This is a genomic window from Enterococcus sp. DIV0876, assembly GCF_050529585.1.
Lineage (GTDB): Bacteria > Bacillota > Bacilli > Lactobacillales > Enterococcaceae > Enterococcus_D.
This window is the reverse complement of the sequence record NZ_CP172882.1, coordinates 1,774,116-1,788,180: the sequence shown is the minus strand read 5'-3', so window position 1 is coordinate 1,788,180 and position 14,065 is coordinate 1,774,116. Positions and strand designations below refer to the sequence as shown.

Genomic DNA, 14,065 nt, shown 5'->3' with positions numbered 1-14,065 from the left:
TTTTTTTCAGGATGGAATAGAAAGGAACGAGCTAGGATGGAAAAATTGATTGAACGTATCAAAGAACAAGGGAATGTCTTGGATGAAGGTGTCTTGAAAGTGGATGCTTTTTTGACGCACCAAGTCGATCCGCAATTGATGAAAGACGTCGGAAATACCTTTGCAGAGGTCTTTAAAGACAAAGGAATCACCAAAGTTGTCACGATTGAAGCTTCTGGGATCGCACCGGCGTTGTATACAGCTGAAGCGTTAGCAGTCCCATTGATTTTTGCAAGAAAAGCCAAAAGCTTAACGATGGATGAAGAACTTTTGACAGCTTCTGTTTATTCATTTACCAAACAAGTGACCAGTCAAGTATCGATTTCAAAGAAATTTTTGTCGCAAGACGATACGGTATTGATCATTGATGACTTTTTAGCCAATGGCCAAGCTGCTAAAGGTTTGATTGAACTATGCCAACAAGCTGGTGCAACAGTTGTCGGTATCGGAATCGTGATCGAAAAATCCTTCCAGTCTGGTCGGGCATTATTAGAAGAGATGGACATTCCTGTCGTGTCATTGGCACGTATTGCCTCTTTGTCTGACGGTGCAGCAACCTTCTTAAAAGGAGATGCCTAATGAAAGAGACAAATAGTCGTGCAGCTGTACTCGGATTACAGCATTTATTGGCGATGTATGCCGGTGCAGTGGCGGTACCTTTATTGATTGGTACTGGTTTAGGCTTTAACGAGAGCCAAATGACCTATCTGATTTCTATTGATATTTTTATGTGTGGTGTTGCCACATTGCTTCAATTGGTCGTGACGCGTTTCTTTGGGATTGGCTTGCCCGTTGTGTTGGGTTGTGCGATCCAAGCAGTGTCACCTTTGATTTTGATCGGGACCAAATCTGGCATCACGGCGATCTATGGGGCAGTGATCGCAGCTGGTATTTTTATTGTGTTGATTTCCGGGATTTTCTCTAAAATCAAAGTCTTGTTTCCACCGCTGGTTACCGGTACCGTGATCACAGTCATTGGGTTGACATTGATTCCGGTCGCCATCACCAAAATAGGCGGCGGCGATGCCGCGGCAGCAAATTTTGGTGATCCTACCAATTTGTTGATTGGTTTTGTCACGATTGCCTTGATCATTGGTGTCCAGGTGTTGGGCAAAGGGTTTTTGCGTTCAATCGCTGTGCTTGTTGGGTTAGTTGGCGGCACGATATTAGCTGCATGCTTGGGACTTGTAGATTTGTCAGCAATCAGTCATGCCCCAGTCTTTCATTTACCGCAACCATTTTACTTTGGCAAACCTACCTTTGATATTTGGTCAATCTTGTTGATGATCATTATTTCTATTGTTAGTTTGGTCGAATCGACAGGTGTCTATTTCGCGTTGGGTGATATAACCGAAAAACCGATCACTGGTGATGATTTGAAAAGAGGCTATCGTGCGGAAGGTCTGGCAGTCATCCTAGGGGGAATCTTCAACACCTTCCCTTACACTGGTTTTTCTCAAAATGTTGGTTTGGTTCAGTTGTCAGGAATCAAAACCCGTAGACCGATTTTTTTCTCAGCTATCTTTTTGATCATTTTGGGCTTATTTCCTAAAATAGGGGCAATCGCGCAAATCATTCCTGAAGCAGTCCTAGGTGGGGGCATGTTGGTGATGTTTGGCATGGTGGCTGTTCAAGGAATGAAAATGCTAAGTAAGGTCGATTTTGCTAATGATAAAAATTTACTGATCATTGCCGTTTCGATTGGTTTTGGGTTAGGGTTTAATACGATGCCCACACTATTCAGCCAAATGCCTGAAACAGTTCAAATGTTTACAGGGAATGGAATTGTTATGAGCAGTCTTACTGCCATTGTTTTAAATCTGATTTTCAATGGTGTACCAAAAACATCAAAAGAAACAAAAGTAAACGAAACAACTTTTTCTTTGGAAAAAACAAAAGAAGCGTAATATGTATTTTATTTGAAGCAAAGAAAGCCAGACGTCTGTGTTGCGCAAGCAGCAATAGTCGTCTGGCTTTCTTTCGCGAAAAACGATTTTATATGCCTATCAATAGAATTATTCGTGAAAAACACCTTGTTAAACGAACGTTTGAACTTTTTTTTGAAAAATAGTTCGAAAAAATTTTGACTTTTGAGAAGACGATTGCTAGTATTTAGATGTACGTGTCACGTGATTTTCAAATTGATAGGCTATATCTGAGATACACATATCGAAAGATGGATCAAATCAGTAAAAATCGATCATCGGAGGAGACGAAATGAAACCTTTAGTTGCTGTTATTATGGGGAGTACATCTGATTGGGAAACAATGAAATCAAGTTGCGCCATTTTGGATGAATTAGCAATCCCTTATTTGAAAAAAGTCGTATCTGCGCACCGTACACCTGATATGATGTTTAGTTTTGCTGAGCAGGCGAGGGAGAATGGATTGAAAGTGATTATCGCTGGAGCTGGCGGTGCTGCGCATTTACCGGGAATGGTTGCTGCCAAAACGACATTACCAGTCATTGGCGTACCCATCCAATCGAAAGCCTTGAATGGATTAGATTCGTTGTTATCGATCGTTCAGATGCCAGCAGGTGTGCCAGTTGCTACTACGGCAATTGGAAAAGCGGGTGCTTCTAATGCAGGACTACTTGCAGGACAGATGCTTTCCATGTATGATTTAAAGATAGCGGAGAAATTAGAAACGCGGAGAAATACTTTAAAAGAAATCGTAATGGAAAGTAGTGATCAACTTGATGAAACCATTAATGCCTAATCGCACTATCGGCATTGTCGGTGGCGGCCAATTGGGTCGAATGATGGCAATGAGTGCAAAAAAAATGGGATTTCGTGTGGGGGTACTTGACCCGACTGCGAATTGTCCAACTGCACAAGTCGCAGACTGGCATATCGTCGCTGCCTATGATGATGTCTTTGCATTAGAAGAAATGGCGCGCCGTGCAGATGTGATCACCTATGAATTTGAAAATGTCAGCGTTGAAGCGCTGAATTCGATCTTGCCGTATGCTAGTATTCCTCAAGGCACCGATCTTTTGGCAATCACCCAAGACCGTTTATTAGAAAAATCATTTTTGGAAGCCAATAATATTGTGATTGCACCTTACGCAACGATCATTAGTCCAACGGATATCCAAGACGCAATTGAAAGCATTGGCTATCCTTGTGTTTTGAAAACTACGCGGGGCGGATATGATGGCAAAGGACAGTATGTTTTATACAGCACGGCAGATCTTGCGCCTTCCATGAATTTACTCCGAGAAGGGACTTGTGAATTAGAAGCCTGGATTCCTTTTGAAAAGGAACTGTCGATCTTAGTGGCGGGCAATGGCGAAGATTTTACCACATTTCCAGTGGTGGAAAATATTCATCGAAACAACATTTTGCATCAAACAATTGCGCCAGCAAATATTGATCCCGAAGTAGCGGAAGAAGCCAAACGGATCGCCCATATCATTGCTAAAGCACTAGACTTGCAAGGGGTATTGGCAATTGAAATGTTCTTAACCAAAAGTGGTGGTCTGTATGTCAATGAGTTGGCACCACGGCCTCATAATTCTGGTCACTATACGATCGAGGCTTGTTCTATGAGTCAATTTGATGCTCACATTCGAGGCATTTGTGGTTGGCCATTGCCTGAAGTTCAATTATTGTCTCCAGCAGTCATGGTCAATGTGTTAGGGGAAGTGTTGACTGATACATATGATCTGATTGCTGTCAAACCTGATTGGCAATTTCACTATTATGGCAAAGAAGAAGCCAAAAAAGGACGCAAAATGGGACATATCACGATTTTGACAGAAGACATTGCTGAACTTTCAGAAGAAATTTATCAAACCAATATTTGGGATTAAAGGAGAAAATGACATGTTAGAGCGTTATACAAGACCAGAAATGGGTGCGATTTGGACAGATCAAAATCGGTATCAAGCTTGGCTTGAAGTTGAGATTTTAGCAGACGAAGCTTGGGCAGAGTTAGGAGAGATCCCGAAAGAAGATGTGGCCTTGATTCGTGAAAAAGCAACGTTTGACATTGATCGGATCTTAGAGATCGAAACGCAAACAAGACATGATGTAGTGGCTTTTACACGGGCTGTATCAGAATCTTTAGGTGCTGAAAGCAAATGGGTCCATTATGGATTGACTTCAACGGATGTTGTGGATACGGCTTACGGATACTTGATGAAACAAGCCAATGATTTGATTCGCGAAGATTTGTCGCGTTTTGTCACGATTTTGGGCGAAAAAGCCAAAGCGTATAAAGATACGGTCATGATGGGTCGGACCCATGGTGTCCATGCAGAACCAACCACCTTTGGGTTGAAATTGGCTTTGTGGTATGCCGAAATGAAACGCAACGTGGACCGTTTTGAACGGGCTGCAGCGGGCGTAGAAGCAGGGAAAATCAGCGGTGCGGTAGGTACTTTTGCCAATATTCCGCCTTTTGTTGAAACGTATGTTTGTGAGAAACTAGGTATTCGTCCACAAGATATCTCCACGCAAGTCTTGCCAAGAGACCTTCATGCGGAATACTTTTCGGCAATGGCGTTGATTGCGACAAGTATCGAGAAGTTCGCAACAGAGATTCGTGGATTGCAAAAATCTGAAACCCGTGAAGTGGAAGAGTTCTTTGCAAAAGGACAAAAAGGCTCATCAGCCATGCCTCACAAACGCAATCCAATCGGCTCAGAAAACATGGCAGGTTTGGCTCGCGTGGTACGGGGGCATATGGTAACGGCTTATGAAAATGTTTCTTTATGGCATGAACGAGATATTTCCCATTCATCTGCAGAGCGGATCATTGTACCGGATACCACGATTTTGATTGATTATATGTTGAACCGGTTTGGCAATATCGTCAAAAATTTGACTGTCTTTCCAGAAAACATGAAACGCAATATGAATGCGACTTTTGGTTTGATTTATAGTCAACGGGTTTTATTGAAATTGATCGACCATGGTTTGACCCGAGAAGAAGCGTACGATCTGGTCCAGCCAAAGACAGCAGAAGCCTGGGATCGACAAACCAATTTCAGACCATTGCTGGAAGCAGATCAAAAAATTATGTCGATATTGTCACCAGAGGATTTAGACGATGCCTTCGATTATCGCCACCATTTGAAACAAGTGGATACCATTTTTGAGCGTGTGGGATTAGGAGAATAAAAAGAAGCTTTGACTGTCTAAAATAGACCCTGTGCATCGGACACTACAAAAGAGTGTCTCAGTGTACAGGGTCTATTTTCAGTCAAGCTTCTTTTCTTTTAACTGTGAATAAAGGGTCTTAATACTTCCCGGCCAAATAAGTCAACAGATCAGGCGCCAACTTGGTTGCTGATTGGCCTTCTTCGCGGTCATCGAGCATTGACAAGAGGAGATAGCCTTGGTCTTCACTGTCAAAAGCGAAGAGAAAGCTGTTTTCTTGTCCTTGTTCATCTTGGTTTTCTTTGATTTCAGCGGTCCCGGTTTTGGCTGCTAATGGAATGCCTAAGTTGGCCAATGCGTGGGCAGTCCCATTTTCATCGGAAACAACAGCGGCTAGATCTTCGTTGATCTGCGTGATGGTTTCCGCCTTGAAAACTGTTTTGTCTTTTGTCTCGGCATCCAACAGTAGTTTAGGATACACAAGGGTGCCCTGATTAGCAAAGACGGAATAAGTTGCTGCTTGCTGGATCGGATTCATCAATAGTTGGCCTTGACCATAGCCGGTATCCGCCAAAAGAATCTCAGAATCAAAGGGATCTTCGTTAGAAATCTGCGCCGGATTCATTGCAAAAGGCAGGTCTAGATCTTCACCGAAAATCAAGGAGGACAATCCTTCACGAAAGGCGTCTTCGCCCATAGCCAAAGTTTGCTGCGCCATATAAATATTATCAGAATACACCAACGCTTGTTGTAAATTGACAGAAGCGACATCCGTCACCCGAGTCACATAATAATCACCCCAAGAGCGATCTTTTTGCCACTTAAGCCCTGAGATCGAAACAGATTGATCAGGGTCGATCGTGCCGTTTTCTAAACCAATGGCGGCTGTGATGGTTTTAAAAGTAGAACCTGGTGCATAAGACGTGGTGAAACGACTGATGAATGGTAATTTATCGTCATTCTCATAGGCCTCGTAGGCTTCTTGCGAGATACCATTGGTCATCAGATTTGGATCATAACTAGGTGAGCTGGCCAAAACCAGCAGGTCGCCTGTTTGGGGTTCAGTGACTACGGTGGCACCTGCTTGCCCATTTAAAGCATCAAAGGCAATTTGCTGCGCTTCTTGATCGATCGTTAACTGGATATCTGCGCCGTCTTGCCGATCTTTCGTCAGCAAGACTTCTTTTTCGGAGCCATTTTCATCCGTGATCGTGATTTGACCGCCATTTTCACCTCTGAGTTCTTGATCATAAGCTGCTTCTAGGCCAGCTCGGCCAATTTGACTATTGCTGGATAGTTCCGGGTTCTTTTCAATATCTTCTGCAGTGACTGTACCAATATAGCCAATCAATTGCGCTGCGGCTTCTCCAAGGGGATAGGTTCTGCCGGTGGTCTCTTGGATCGAAGCGCCAGTAGGCAGATCATTGGTTTGATCCACGATTTTCAATGGAACAAAATAATCATCTTGGACCCAAGACTGAGATAATGTGGTATTGATTGCCTCTTCTGTTAAGTCAAATTGTTCCGCGATCGCTTTGATATTGGCCGTCTTTTCGGTGCTTGTACCCAACTGACCAGGAATAATGCCTAGTTGATATAAAGTGCCGTTTTCTGCCAATGGTTGCTTGTTGCGGTCGAGTATGTCGCCTCGGGCGGCATTGTCAACTGTAATACTGACTTTGTCATTCCCGCTCATAGCAGGGAAGATCAATGCCGGCGACCATTCAATCAATGCTGTATCGCCATCGACTGTGATACGCCCATTGTAAGTGATATTGGTCAATTCACCTAAAGTACTCGACATCGATGCGGTATAAGTAAAGTCGTATGCGTCATCATTTTTGGTATTTTTGCTGACAGTCAGGTCATCACTGGCATAATTTTCAACACCGATGCCAGTAAAGATGGCTTGGTATTTTTCAATCAACTGCTTTTTATCGTATTCGTTATCCTGCAAACTTTTTGGTGTCATGAGTGCTGGCAATGCATCAAACTGATTTTCATTCAAGGTTTTGATAAATGTGCGCAGCACGGTTTTGGCTGCTGTCATTTTTTGATTGGCTTGATATGTTTGGTAACCATAGAAGCTGCCAATCAAAAGGACAACAATGGGCAGGATCAGCCACAGCCATTTTCGTTTATGGGATCCAGCAGTTTTGGTCCTTCGTCTTTCATTCAACGTTCGATCGACTCCATTTCTTTGATGCCATTTCTTTGCACATACAAGGGCAATAATGCTTCGTAGACAGCCAATATTTCTGGAAGAGTCGTTTGGTCGATTTGGTCTTTTGGAAAGATCTTACCGATTTGATATTCGCTCTTTTTGACGGTTTTCAAACGTTGCAATGATGCTGCCCATTCAGTTAAGGGGATTGTTTCATATCGGGTATGATCCGGAGAGATCACAAAGTCAGCAGGCAAAGCGGAAAATAAGTCTGGGGCGTTAAGCCAAGATTCAGCAATGATTTGCTGGTTTTTTGGTTGATCGATCACGCTTAACCAGACAAAGACATAATCAGCGTTGATCCCGATTTGAAAATGGGCATCCATTTTGTAGCCGCGTTTATTTGGTCCGATACCTGCCCATGTTTCAGCAGGAGGATAAACGGTTCGTCGCCGATGTTGCGCGATATGTAAATAGAAGGGGGTCTGGTAAAATTCTTCCAATAAAAGAATCGCCGCATCACCAATTTGCTGAAAAACCGGCTGGATCTCAACACGGATCTGCGCCATTCGTTCATCAAGGGTGTCAATCGAAAAAATAGTGAAATGTTCTTTGGTAAATAGCATAGTCAAGTCCTTTCTTTGCACTATCCACAGTATAACAAAAAAGCACGAAAATATCCGTGCTTTGTCTTTTTGATTAAAATTCTCAGACCAGTTTAAAGTGGATCAAGCCAGTTTGGGTGACCACTCATCGGTTGAACGATGCCCTTGTAATCGCTCCAGCAAAATATCAATAAAGGATGGATCCATTTCGACCAAATCAAAATAGACACGGAACGAATACGTGTGTTTAAACAAATGTTGCCGATGGATCTGATGAATGATCAATTCTTCATTTAAACCATTACGGTATTGCAAGACGCGTTTTTGTTCTTCGAGATAGTGGGGACGACGGCCTTTTCTTAAAAGTCCAAAGGCATAAAAGCTGGTTTGCTGATTCAATGCAACGATTTGGTTGACTGCTAACAATTCGTTATGAAGTGCCACTCTTTCTTTATCTGTCAAATGTGCCAGAAATTGATTGGCACGTTCCTTAAGCGACCGCATAGATGTACGCCTCCTCGAATGATCCTTGCTACGATCTTATGATAGCATGAATCAAAAAAGATGTAAACGCTTCATTTAAAAGAGGAAGCACACTTGATTAAGCCATTCATTTTAACTAATGCTATAAATACGAACGTTCGGAGAAAAACATCTGCTTAATGTCCATATATTCGTTGACCCCTTTTGGTCCGGTTGTTAAAATAGAGTCAATCAACAGAGGGATCATTGCTGTGTGAATCGGAATGAATAAACGAGGTGGCGTATGGAAACGGAAGAACTTCTTTATGAGGGTAAAGCAAAAAAATTATTTAAAAAACCTAATTCAAGTGAGCTGCGAGTGGAATATCTAGATCAAGCAACAGCCTTGAACGGCAAAAAAAAAGACGAGATAAAAGGTAAGGGGGCATTGAATAATCAAATCACAAGCTATCTTTTTCAATTGTTGGCTGAAAAAGGTATTCAAAGCCATTTTATCAAAAAAATATCAAAACACGAACAATTGATTGAAATGGTGGAGATGATTCCTTTAGAAGTCGTTGTCCGAAATGTGGCAGCAGGGAGTTTTTCTAAACGACTAGGTATCAATGAGGGTACGTCTTTACCAGAACCAATCATTGAATATTATTACAAAGATGATGCATTAGATGACCCTTTCATCAATCAGGATCATATCTATTATCTTGGTTTGGCAACTGTAGATGAACTTGAGGAGATCCGCATGTTGGCTTTGTCTGTGAACGAGGCATTGCAAGATATATTTGAGAAAATCAATATTCGCTTGGTCGATTTCAAAATTGAAATTGGTAAAACTGAACAAGGTAAGATGCTTTTGGCTGATGAAATTTCACCAGATACTTGTCGTTTGTGGGATAGCTTGACCAATGCGCATTTGGACAAAGATATTTATCGGCGTGATCTGGGTGATATTCTGCCTGTGTATCAAGAGGTATTCAATCGATTAGAAAAGGAGTTTACATCATGTATTTAGTCAAAGTCTATGTTACTTACAAAGAATCTGTTTTAGACCCTCAAGGAGAAGCGGTGAAAGGCGCTGTTCACCGTTTGGGTTATCAAGATGTGACTTCGATTAGAATCGGGAAATATTTTGAAATCAAAGTGACTGCTTCGAATGGGAAAACGGAAACTGATGTGCAGCAAGAAGTCGAAGCGATATGCGACAAACTTTTGGCAAATGTCAATATGGAAACCTACCGCTATGAAATCTCTTTATTGGAGGAAGCTGCCGTATGAAATTTGCAGTTATCGTCTTTCCAGGGTCCAACTGTGATGTCGACCTGATGTGGGCAATCAAGGATATTATGGGCGCAGAAGCAGAATATGTCCGCCATGATGCAGATAGTTTAGCAGGCTTTGACGGCGTATTATTACCTGGTGGTTTTTCTTACGGTGATTACTTGCGCTGTGGGGCGATTGCTCGTTTTTCGACGATCATGTCAGAAGTGATTCGTTTCGCTGAAGAAGGTAAACCAGTCTTTGGCACCTGTAATGGTTTTCAAATTTTGACTGAAGCTGGACTGTTGCCTGGTGTACTGCAACGCAATGAATCGTTGCATTTTATCAGTAAACCAGTCCAATTGATTGTCAACAATCAAACAGCGTTTACTTCAGAATACGCAGATCATGAAACCATTACGATCCCCGTTGCCCACGGGGAGGGCAATTATTTTTGTGACGAAGAGACCTATCAAGAATTAGTGAACCATAATCAAATCGTTTTTCGCTATGCAGAAAATATCAATGGCAGTGTGCACAATATAGCGGGAATTTGCAATCGGGCCGGAAACGTTTTGGGCATGATGCCTCACCCTGAACGGGCGATGGAGTCGCTGCTAGGTTCAGAAGACGGCAAACGCTTCTTTGCCTCAATGATAAAAAATTATGGGAAGGTGCCTGTAAATGGATAAATTATTGTCGAATGAACCCTCTCCTCAATCAATCAAAGAAACCAAACTATATGAACAATGGGGATTGACGGAAGAAGAATACCGTATGATCTGTGAAGATATTTTGGGGCGTTTACCCAACTATACGGAAACGGGATTGTTTTCAGTGATGTGGAGCGAACACTGTTCATACAAAAACTCTAAACCTGTCTTGAAAAAGTTTCCTACTACTGGTCCCCAAGTGCTGCAAGGTCCTGGAGAAGGGGCGGGTATCGTTGATATTGGAGATAACTTAGCGGTTGTGTTTAAAGCAGAAAGTCACAACCATCCCTCAGCTGTCGAACCATACGAAGGTGCAGCAACAGGTGTTGGGGGCATCATTCGTGATATTTTCAGCATGGGTGCCCGTCCAGTTGCCATATTGGATTCATTGCGTTTTGGCGAATTAGACAATCAACGGACAAAATATTTGTTGGAAGAAGTAGTGGCCGGTATCAGCGGTTATGGCAATTGTATCGGTATCCCTACTGTTGGGGGCGAAGTTGCATTTGATCCTTGCTACGAGGGGAATCCACTGGTCAACGCGATGTGTGTGGGAATCATCGCACACAAAGATATCCAAAAAGGGCAAGCCAAAGGGGTAGGCAATACGATCATGTATGTCGGTGCGAAAACAGGACGCGACGGGATCCATGGTGCCACTTTTGCATCTGAGGAGTTTGTGGAAGGTGAAGAACAACAACGTTCAGCCGTGCAGGTAGGAGATCCTTTCATGGAGAAACTGCTTTTAGAAGCTTGTTTGGAATTGATCGTTGATCATGCAGACATCTTAATCGGTATCCAAGATATGGGGGCTGCTGGCTTGGTGTCTTCGAGTGCTGAAATGGCCTCAAAAGCTGGTTCTGGTTTGAAATTGTATTTAGACGATGTGCCGCAGCGGGAAACCAATATGACACCTTATGAAATGATGCTCTCAGAATCACAAGAGCGGATGTTGATTTGTGTCAAAGAAGGGCATGAAGCCGAAGTAGAAGATTTATTTTTGCAGTATGGTTTAGAGGCCGTTGTGATCGGGGAAGTGACAGATGATGGTACGTATCGTTTGTTCCATCGAGGCCAAGAAGTGGCGAACTTGCCGGTTGACGCTTTAGCAGAAGATGCACCGACTTATCATAAAGCGATGGCTGAACCCGACCGGATCGCTGAGTTTCAAGCGATACCTAATTTTGAGCCGCAAGTTGATTCTGCAAGTGCGGTGTTCATGGCATTGCTGCAGCAGCCGACGATTGCTTCAAAACGCAGTATATTCGAAACGTATGATTCGCAAGTGCGTACCAATACAGTGGTTGGTCCAGGTAGTGATGCAGCCGTGATTCGGATCAAAGGAACCAATAAAGCGTTGGCGATGACGACGGATTGCAATGCCCGTTATTTGTATCTTGATCCTGAAGTTGGTGGACAAATCGCGGTGGCAGAAGCAGCCAGAAACATTATTGCTTCAGGGGGAAAACCATTGGCAATCACGGATTGTTTGAATTTTGGATCTCCTGATAAACCCGAAGGATTCTGGGAACTTGCTACAGCGGCTGAAGGTATTTCGACGGCGTGTTTAGCGTTAGACACACCGGTTATTTCTGGAAATGTATCCCTGTATAACGAAACCAATGGTCAGTCCGTCTATCCGACCCCCATTATCGGAATGGTTGGTTTGATTGAAGACCTGTCACACGTCACAACGCAAGAATTTAAGCAAGCAGAGGATCTAATTTATGTGATTGGTGAAACCCAAGCAGACTTTAATGGCAGTGAATTGCAGAAGCTATTGACTAAAAAAATTGCAGGAAGATTGATGGCATTTGATTTGGCTACTGAAAAAAAACATCAAGATTGTGTGCTGCAGGCAATCCAAGCTGGGGTAGTTAATAGTGCCCACGATTGTGCAGAGGGTGGCCTGGCTGTGGCATTAGCAGAAGCGGCTTTTTCCAATGGATTTGGTTTTGACACGACTTTTGACATGCCAGCCACATGGTTGTTCTCAGAAACACAATCACGTTTTGTTGTCTCTGTGTCTAAAGAAAACCAAGTTGCTTTTGAAAGATTGGCAGGGGATGTCGCTCAACTTGTTGGTCAAGTCACTTCTTCAGGTGAGATGGTATTTCACATGCAAGATGAAACCATTGTTGTCCCTGTTGAAGCGGCAAAAATCAAGTGGGAGGAAGCAATTCCATGTCTTATGAAGTAAGAAGCTTAAACGAAGAATGCGGTGTTTTTGGGGTTTGGGGACATCCTGATGCCGCTAGAGTTACTTATTTCGGATTGCATAGCTTGCAGCACCGTGGGCAAGAGGGTGCCGGGATCGTGGCAAATCATCAAGGGAAGCTTTCGGGGCATCGCGATCTGGGGTTGCTGGCAGAAGTATTTTCTGATGAGCGTATTTTGGCTCGTTTGACAGGAGAGGCAGCAATTGGCCATGTGCGTTATGCGACTGCTGGCAATGGCAGTGTGGATAATATTCAACCGTTTTTGTTCAAATTTTTTGATCAGCAGATTGCTTTGGCTCATAACGGAAATTTGACCAATGCCAAAACATTACGCAAAGATCTGGAGACTGATGGGGCAATTTTTCATTCCAACTCTGATACTGAGATTTTGATGCATCTGATTCGCCGCAGCAGTCAAGTGCGCTTTATAGACCGGGTCAAAGAAGCGTTGAATCAAGTCAAAGGCGGTTTTGCTTATTTGCTGATTACAGAAGACGCAATGATCGCGGCATTAGACCCAAATGGTTTTCGCCCTTTGTCGATTGGTCAAATGGTCAACGGGGCTTATGTCGTTGCTTCAGAAACATGTGCCTTAGAAGTGATCGGTGCCGCTTTTATTCGAGATGTCAAACCTGGCGAAGTAGTGATCATCAATGATGATGGTGTGCAGATCGCGCAATATACTTCCGATGTACAACCAGCAATTTGTGCGATGGAATTTATCTACTTTGCACGTCCTGATTCGAATATCGCAGGGATCAATGTACATCGTGCCCGTAAGAATATGGGGCGTTTGTTGGCGCAAGAAGCAGCAGTCGAGGCAGATATGGTGATCGGCGTACCAAACTCCTCTTTGTCAGCTGCCAGCGGTTATGCAGAAGCTTCCGGCATTCCTTATGAATTAGGTTTGGTCAAAAACCAATATATCGCCCGTACCTTTATTCAGCCGACCCAAGAATTGCGGGAACAAGGTGTGCGAATGAAACTTTCTGCCGTCCGCGGGGTAGTAGAAGGCAAACGTGTCATTTTAGTCGATGATTCAATCGTTCGCGGCACGACCATTCGCCGGATCGTTCAACTGTTGAAAGAAGCAGGCGCAAAAGAAGTACATGTAAGGATCGCTTCACCTCCACTAAAATACCCATGTTTTTATGGCATTGATATCCAGACGAGGAAAGAATTGATTGCTGCTCAGTATAGCGAAGCAGAGATTTGCCAAAAAATTGCAGCTGATTCTTTGGCGTTTTTGAGTGAGACAGGGTTGATCGATGCAATCGGGTTGAACTTTGATGCGCCTTATTCAGGTTTGTGTATGGCGTATTTCAACGGGGATTACCCGACGCCTTTATATGATTATGAGGAGAGTTACTTGGCATCGATCGAGTAAAAAGACTGTCGACAGAAGGTGAATAAGCGGCGAGTGCTGAGGTACTTGTGTGTTTTACAGTCGAAATCAGCTATATACAACTCTAGGAGGAAA

Annotated in this window: 13 protein-coding genes; 10 read left to right on the top strand and 3 right to left on the bottom strand. The window is 43.2% G+C overall.

The window, feature by feature from the left end; translation table 11 throughout:
* Positions 1-36: 36 nt before the first annotated feature.
* The 5 genes from IGI41_RS08280 to purB all read left to right on the top strand — a co-directional run bounded on the left by IGI41_RS08280 (position 37) and on the right by purB (position 5,168).
* Positions 37-618 (top strand): xanthine phosphoribosyltransferase, encoded by a 582-nt coding sequence (locus tag IGI41_RS08280; RefSeq protein ID WP_430609285.1) that lies wholly within the window; start codon positions 37-39, stop codon positions 616-618.
* Positions 618-1,946: a nucleobase:cation symporter-2 family protein gene (locus tag IGI41_RS08275; RefSeq protein WP_430609284.1), complete on the top strand. Its 1,329-nt coding sequence runs from the start codon at positions 618-620 to the stop codon at positions 1,944-1,946. Before IGI41_RS08280 ends, IGI41_RS08275 begins: the two co-directional genes overlap by 1 nt.
* Positions 1,947-2,256: 310 nt before the next feature.
* Positions 2,257-2,760: a 5-(carboxyamino)imidazole ribonucleotide mutase gene (purE, locus tag IGI41_RS08270; protein ID WP_430609283.1), complete on the top strand. Its 504-nt coding sequence runs from the start codon at positions 2,257-2,259 to the stop codon at positions 2,758-2,760.
* Complete coding sequence (purK, locus tag IGI41_RS08265; RefSeq protein ID WP_430609282.1) at positions 2,729-3,856, top strand: 5-(carboxyamino)imidazole ribonucleotide synthase; 1,128 nt, start codon at positions 2,729-2,731, stop codon at positions 3,854-3,856. Before purE ends, purK begins: the two co-directional genes overlap by 32 nt.
* Before the next feature lie 13 nt (positions 3,857-3,869).
* Positions 3,870-5,168 carry an adenylosuccinate lyase gene (purB, locus tag IGI41_RS08260; protein WP_430609281.1) on the top strand — a complete coding sequence of 433 codons (1,299 nt, stop codon included), beginning with the start codon at positions 3,870-3,872 and terminating at the stop codon, positions 5,166-5,168.
* Positions 5,169-5,286: 118 nt separating this feature from the next.
* Here purB and IGI41_RS08255 read toward each other — a convergent pair whose 3' ends face one another.
* The 3 genes from IGI41_RS08255 to IGI41_RS08245 all read right to left on the bottom strand — a co-directional run bounded on the left by IGI41_RS08255 (position 5,287) and on the right by IGI41_RS08245 (position 8,420).
* A complete protein-coding gene (locus IGI41_RS08255; protein ID WP_430612782.1) occupies positions 5,287-7,275 on the bottom strand; it encodes a penicillin-binding transpeptidase domain-containing protein in 1,989 nt (662 codons plus the stop codon).
* Positions 7,276-7,322: 47 nt separating this feature from the next.
* A complete protein-coding gene (locus tag IGI41_RS08250) occupies positions 7,323-7,937 on the bottom strand; it encodes a DUF1054 domain-containing protein (protein WP_430609280.1) in 615 nt (204 codons plus the stop codon).
* Between the two features lie 102 nt (positions 7,938-8,039).
* A complete protein-coding gene (locus IGI41_RS08245) occupies positions 8,040-8,420 on the bottom strand; it encodes a hypothetical protein (RefSeq protein ID WP_430609279.1) in 381 nt (126 codons plus the stop codon).
* A 262-nt stretch (positions 8,421-8,682) separates the two neighbouring features.
* Here IGI41_RS08245 and purC point away from each other — a divergent pair, with 262 nt between their 5' ends.
* The 5 genes from purC to purF are packed head-to-tail and all read left to right on the top strand — an operon-like array spanning position 8,683 to position 13,972.
* Positions 8,683-9,408 carry a phosphoribosylaminoimidazolesuccinocarboxamide synthase gene (gene purC / locus IGI41_RS08240; protein ID WP_430609278.1) on the top strand — a complete coding sequence of 242 codons (726 nt, stop codon included), beginning with the start codon at positions 8,683-8,685 and terminating at the stop codon, positions 9,406-9,408.
* Positions 9,399-9,671: a phosphoribosylformylglycinamidine synthase subunit PurS gene (purS, locus tag IGI41_RS08235; RefSeq protein ID WP_430609277.1), complete on the top strand. Its 273-nt coding sequence runs from the start codon at positions 9,399-9,401 to the stop codon at positions 9,669-9,671. The genes purC and purS overlap by 10 nt, the downstream gene beginning before the upstream one ends.
* Entirely contained in the window at positions 9,668-10,345 is a 678-nt protein-coding gene (gene purQ / locus IGI41_RS08230) for a phosphoribosylformylglycinamidine synthase subunit PurQ (protein ID WP_430609276.1), read from the top strand. The genes purS and purQ overlap by 4 nt, the downstream gene beginning before the upstream one ends.
* Entirely contained in the window at positions 10,338-12,566 is a 2,229-nt protein-coding gene (gene purL, locus IGI41_RS08225) for a phosphoribosylformylglycinamidine synthase subunit PurL (protein ID WP_430609275.1), read from the top strand. The genes purQ and purL overlap by 8 nt, the downstream gene beginning before the upstream one ends.
* On the top strand, positions 12,551-13,972 hold the full coding sequence (gene purF / locus IGI41_RS08220; protein ID WP_430609274.1) for an amidophosphoribosyltransferase: 1,422 nt from the start codon (positions 12,551-12,553) through the stop codon (positions 13,970-13,972). The genes purL and purF overlap by 16 nt, the downstream gene beginning before the upstream one ends.
* Positions 13,973-14,065 lie beyond the last annotated feature (93 nt).

What these genes read in the sequence shown, in the direction of transcription:
- IGI41_RS08280 (WP_430609285.1), top strand. Translation starts at nt 37, where the DNA reads ATGGAAAAATTGATTGAACGTATCAAAGAACAAGGGAATGTCTTGGAT.
- IGI41_RS08275 (WP_430609284.1), top strand. Translation starts at nt 618, where the DNA reads ATGAAAGAGACAAATAGTCGTGCAGCTGTACTCGGATTACAGCATTTA.
- purE (WP_430609283.1), top strand. Translation starts at nt 2,257, where the DNA reads ATGAAACCTTTAGTTGCTGTTATTATGGGGAGTACATCTGATTGGGAA.
- purB (WP_430609281.1), top strand. Translation starts at nt 3,870, where the DNA reads ATGTTAGAGCGTTATACAAGACCAGAAATGGGTGCGATTTGGACAGAT.
- IGI41_RS08250 (WP_430609280.1), bottom strand. Translation starts at nt 7,937, where the DNA reads ATGCTATTTACCAAAGAACATTTCACTATTTTTTCGATTGACACCCTT.
- IGI41_RS08245 (WP_430609279.1), bottom strand. Translation starts at nt 8,420, where the DNA reads ATGCGGTCGCTTAAGGAACGTGCCAATCAATTTCTGGCACATTTGACA.
- purC (WP_430609278.1), top strand. Translation starts at nt 8,683, where the DNA reads ATGGAAACGGAAGAACTTCTTTATGAGGGTAAAGCAAAAAAATTATTT.
- purS (WP_430609277.1), top strand. Translation starts at nt 9,399, where the DNA reads ATGTATTTAGTCAAAGTCTATGTTACTTACAAAGAATCTGTTTTAGAC.
- purQ (WP_430609276.1), top strand. Translation starts at nt 9,668, where the DNA reads ATGAAATTTGCAGTTATCGTCTTTCCAGGGTCCAACTGTGATGTCGAC.
- purL (WP_430609275.1), top strand. Translation starts at nt 10,338, where the DNA reads ATGGATAAATTATTGTCGAATGAACCCTCTCCTCAATCAATCAAAGAA.
- purF (WP_430609274.1), top strand. Translation starts at nt 12,551, where the DNA reads ATGTCTTATGAAGTAAGAAGCTTAAACGAAGAATGCGGTGTTTTTGGG.